This window comes from Corallococcus sp. CA047B (genome assembly GCF_003612065.1).
GTDB lineage: Bacteria > Myxococcota > Myxococcia > Myxococcales > Myxococcaceae > Corallococcus > Corallococcus praedator.
The window spans coordinates 1-4578 of record NZ_RAWD01000502.1 but is presented as its reverse complement, the minus strand read 5'-3'; the positions used below and the strand labels follow the sequence as shown (position 1 = coordinate 4578).

The 4578-nt window shown below is 71.3% G+C and carries 4 protein-coding genes; 3 read left to right on the top strand and 1 reads right to left on the bottom strand.

All coding sequences use genetic code 11. The features are described from left to right. Nucleotides 1-535: SGNH/GDSL hydrolase family protein (locus D7X74_RS39895; RefSeq protein ID WP_233602457.1), on the top strand; the 535-nt coding region annotated here is incomplete at its 5' end. A gap of 22 nt (nt 536-557) precedes the next feature. Here D7X74_RS39895 and D7X74_RS39890 read toward each other — a convergent pair. Continuing rightward, nucleotides 558-2483: a diguanylate cyclase gene (locus D7X74_RS39890; protein ID WP_120538168.1), complete on the bottom strand. Its 1926-nt coding sequence runs from the start codon at nt 2481-2483 to the stop codon at nt 558-560. Between the two features lie 205 nt (nt 2484-2688). Between D7X74_RS39890 and pgeF the strand changes: the two genes are divergently transcribed. Continuing rightward, the gene (gene pgeF, locus D7X74_RS39885; RefSeq protein WP_120538167.1) at nt 2689-3477 is read left to right on the top strand and encodes a peptidoglycan editing factor PgeF; all 789 of its coding nucleotides are present in this window, start codon (nt 2689-2691) and stop codon (nt 3475-3477) included. 54 nt (nt 3478-3531) lie between these two features. After that, on the top strand, nt 3532-4380 hold the full coding sequence (locus tag D7X74_RS39880) for a tol-pal system YbgF family protein (protein ID WP_370450860.1): 849 nt from the start codon (nt 3532-3534) through the stop codon (nt 4378-4380). Nucleotides 4381-4578 lie beyond the last annotated feature (198 nt).

Sequence of the window (4578 nt, the reverse complement as noted above, 5' to 3'; positions counted from 1 at the left end):
GGGCGGGGGCTATCCCGACCGGCTCGCCTCCCGCCTGCGACAGGGTGGCCTGCCGGTGGGCCACACCAACCTGGGGCAGAGCGGCGCGCGCGTGCGCGACGTCGTCACCAACGCCCTCAAGCGCGTCATCGCGTTGCAGCCCACGCTCATCACCCTGGGCGTGGGCACCAACGACCTCTGGCGAGGCACCGAGGTGGCGGAGTACCAGGACGACCTGGACCGCATCGCGCGGCGGTTGAAGCAGACCGGCGCGTCCATGGTGGTGGTGAACCTGGCGGACATGGCGCTCGCGCCCATCGCGAAGCTGGTGCCGAGCGCGCTGTACGAAGGGCGCATCGAGCCGTTCAACGAAGCCATCGCCACCGTGGCCCGAGCGCACGGGCTGCACCTGGTGGACCTGTACACGGCCAGCCGCGAGATGATCCCCCGGCGCTCTGACTTCTTCTCCCCGGACGGCTTCCACCCGTCCGCGGTGGGCTACGAAGAGTGGGCGGACCTGATGCTGCCCGTGGTGCGCACGCTCGTGCAGCGCTGAGCCCGGCGCACCGACTCCCGCTTCACGCCTTGGCGATGCCCGACGGGGCAGGGGGCGTGGTCGGCGCGTCCGAGGGCGGGGCGTTGATGCTGCGCTCGCGGCCCGGGTGCATCTCCATGCCGGGCTCGAAGGTCGTCACGCGGTTGCGGCCCGTGCGCTTGCTGCAATAGAGCGCCGAGTCCGCGCAATCCACCAGCGTCTCCTGCGAGTTCGCGTCGGTGGGGAAGTGCGCGACGCCAATGGACACCGTCACGTGGTTGCCGGGCAGGCCCGGCCGACCCAGCGCGCCCGACTCCGCCACCGCGCGGCGCAGCGTCTCCGCGACCTCGAACGCCGTCGCCTTGGAGACCTGGGGCAGCAGGAGCACGAACTCCTCGCCGCCATAGCGCCCCAGCGTGTCCACCTTGCGCGCGCGGGTGCGCAGCACGTCGGCGACCCGGCGCAGCGTCTCATCCCCGGCCCGGTGTCCCGCAAGGTCGTTGAGCCGCTTGAAGTGGTCCACGTCCACCATCAGCAGCGCCAGCGGTACGCCGAAGCGCTGCGCTCGCGCCAGCTCCAGATCCAACCGCTGGAACAGGTGGCGCCGGTTGGGCACGCCCGTGAGCGCGTCCGTCAGCGTCAGCTTCACCGTCTCCGCGTGCAGGCGCGCGTTCGTCACCGCCGTGGCCGCCTGATCCGCCACCGCGGTGAAGAGCTCGATCTCCTCCGCGGCGAAGCATGCCGTCTCCGGCCGCTGGAAGTTGATGACGCCCAGCAGCGTCTCCGCGTGCACCATGGGCACCGCGAGCAGCGAGCCCTGCTCTGAACCACCGCGCAGGCCGCGCCGCGCGAAGATGCTGGTGCTGTCCGTGAGGTCCGGCAGGTACACCGCCTTGCGCGTCTGGGCGGCCCGGCCACACGCGCCCTCGCCCAGTGCGAAGGTGTGGCCCTCCAGGCCCCGGCCCTGCGGCCACGCGTGCTTCACCTCCAGCATGCCGTCCTCGTTGAGGAGCATGATGGAGAAGTCGGGGATGTGCAGGCGCTCCACCACCATGCGGGTGATGCGCGACAAGAGCTCGTCCAGCTCCAGCGTGGCGTTGAGCGAGCGCGCTACGTCGAACAGCAGCGACAGCTCCCGCAGGCGCTCCTCCAGCTCGTCCTTGAGCGCCAGCTTCTCCTTCACCAGCTCCAGGTCGCGGTGCGTGTCGATCTCCTCCACCTTCATGGAGGTCAGCCGCGCGAGCATCTGGTTGAAGGCCGCGCCCAGCCGCGAAATCTCATCCGTGCCCCGGGCGTCCGCGCGCACCAGCAGGTCTCCGGACTCCGCGCGCCCCATGACCTCGCTCAGCCGCTTGAGCGGACGCGTGAGCACGAACCGCAGGCTCAGCCACGTGACGAGCGCCAGGATGCCGACGAAGAGCACCATCGCCCCCAGCGCGTCCCCGAACATCGTCTGCAACTGGCGGTGCAGCGCGGGCTCGCCCAGGCGCACCTGCAACACGCCCATGCGCTGCGCGGCCTCACCGGTGTGACAGCCGGAGCACTCGGGGCCGCCCAGGGGACGCACCACCTCCGTGCCGTGGTCGATGGAGCGCGCCGCCTCCTGCCCCGTCGCCGACAGTCGCGCGGCCTCCGGATGCGGGTGGCCCTGCTCCGCCGGCCGCCGGCTCCAGCGGATGCGCCCGTCCGGCGTCAGCACCCGCAGGTCCTCCACCGAGCGGAACAGCCGCGTGTCCGAGGACAGCACCTCCGCCACCGCCCCATGCGGCGCCGCGCCGGGGGACTGGGGCAGGGTGAACGTGGAGGCCACGAACTCCGCCAGCGCCAGGGCCTCCAGGTGCGTGCCTTCGCGCACCGCCTGCCGCGTCTCGCGCGAGAAGTGCCACACGCCCAGCAACGCCACCACCAACCCTGGGAGGCCAATGCTCCAGAGGAGCTTCCTGCCAATCGTCTCGGAACCCAGGGCCATGTGCGGAACGCAGTGTCTCCGAAGCCCGCGCATTCTGTGCAACGGGAAGGAGTGTTCAGAAATTGTCAGGGGCGTGACACGCCCTGTCAAACGTACTCACGTGGAAATATTGAACCTGGACTGCTGTTATCTGCGAGTTCCTGTTTTCAGGGGCTGCGCCCGTGCTGGGGCGCAATCCCCGAGGACAGCCCCGGAGGAAAGCCCCATGCCCACGCCTGCCTTCCTCACGTCCGCGCTGTTGCCGGTGCCGCACGGCTTCGCCACGCGCGCGGGTGGGGTGTCGGAAGGACCCTACGCTTCGTTGAACCTGGGGTTCTCCGTGGGCGACGAGCGCTCCCGCGTGGAGGAGAACCACCGGCGGCTGGCGCAGGCGGTGGGCGCGAAGCTGGGCGCGCTGGGCCGCGTGTCGCAGGTGCACGGCGACCGGGTGCTCCAGGTGCACGGCGAACAGGATGACGTGCTGCGCCCGACGCTGGGGGAAGCGGACGCGCTGTGGACGGAAGGGGAGGGAAGCTGGGTGGCGGTGGGCACCGCGGACTGCGTGCCGGTGCTGCTGGTGGATCCGCAGGGGCGCCGGGTGGCGGCGGTGCACTCGGGTTGGAAGGGCACGGACCTGGAGATCAGCGCGCGCACGGTGGAGGCGCTGGTGGCGCGGGGCTCGCGGCCGGAGCAGCTGCTGGCGGCGGTGGGCCCCTGCATCCAGGCGTGCTGCTACGAGGTGTCGGCGGAGCTGGGGGAGCGCTTCCGCGCGCGCTTCGGTCCGGACGTGGTGCGCGAGGGCGCGAAGCCCCACCTGGATCTGCCCCGCGCGGTGCGGGCGTCGCTGCTCAAGGCGGGCCTGAAGCCGGAGCACGTGGACGTGCTACAGGCTTGTACGGCATGTGAGCGCGAGCGGTTCTTCTCCCACCGGCGGGACGCGGGGCTCACGGGCCGGCACCTCAATTTCGTGCTACACCGCTTCGGGCGTCCCGTTCCAGACCGGCCGTTTTCTTGACGGTCTCCGACCGGCCTTCCTATCCTCGACGCGGAATCTCCTCCGTCCAGGCTCGTGCCGGTGCGCCCCTTCTTCTTCCGCCTGTTTGCTGTCGTGGCGCTGAGCGCGCCGACCGGTTGCGCCACCACCGCTGCCTCCCAGGCGGAGGTGGGGCGGCTGGAAGCGGAGCTGCGCACGCTGCGCGTCACCCAGGCGAAGCTGGTGGAGCGCCTGGAGCGGCTGGAGAACCGCGACGCCGTCTCCCGCGCCCGCACCGTGGCCCCCGCCGCGTCCACGCCGACGACGCCGGCCCTGGCGACCGCGAAGAAGTCCGACGCGCCCTCCGGTGACGAAGGGCTGGGCCTGCCCCCTTCGGAGCTGGCGGTGGTGCGGCTCAAGCCGAAGAAGGAACCGGCCCCGCGCATCGCCACGGCGGTCGCGGTGTCGGAGCCGGATCCGGATCAGATGGAGATGTTCATCAGCCCGGCGGACGGCGCGTCGACGACCGCGTCCCCGGGCCGCGTGGAGGTGCCGGACAAGGATCCGGCGATCCTCGAAGCCGAGTACGAGCACGCCGTGGCGCTCTTGCGCACCGGCAACGTGGAGGGGGGCGTGGATCAGCTCACGCGCTTCGCGGAGGAGAACCCCCGCCACCCCCGCGCGGACAACGCGCTGTACTTCACCGGACTGGGGCAGATGGGCCTCCAGGACACGGCCAGCGCCGCGAAGACGTTCGAACGGCTCATCAAGACCTACCCCGCCGGCGATGCCATCCTGGACGGCATGCTCCGGCTCGCGGAGTGCCGGGTGCGGCTGAATCAGGCCGTGGATGCCAGGGCCCTCTATACTCGCGTCGTCACCCAGTTCCCGGGGACGGCCGCCGCCACGCAGGCGGAGCAGCGGCTCGCCGCGCTCTCGCCGTAAGACCTTTTCGTGAAAGGACGTCGTCCGATGCGCTCCCGGATCCTCGCCTCCCTGCTCGTGCCCCTCGCCGTCGCTCCGGCGTGGACGGCCCATGCCCAGCAGCAGGACGCGCAAGAGGAGGAACCGCAGCCGGCCAGCAGTGAGACGGAAGGCCAGGACATCTCCGACGAAGCCCCGGAGCGCCCCACCTCCGTCACG

What these genes read in the sequence shown, in the direction of transcription:
- D7X74_RS39890 (WP_120538168.1), bottom strand. Translation starts at nt 2,483, where the DNA reads ATGGCCCTGGGTTCCGAGACGATTGGCAGGAAGCTCCTCTGGAGCATT.
- pgeF (WP_120538167.1), top strand. Translation starts at nt 2,689, where the DNA reads ATGCCCACGCCTGCCTTCCTCACGTCCGCGCTGTTGCCGGTGCCGCAC.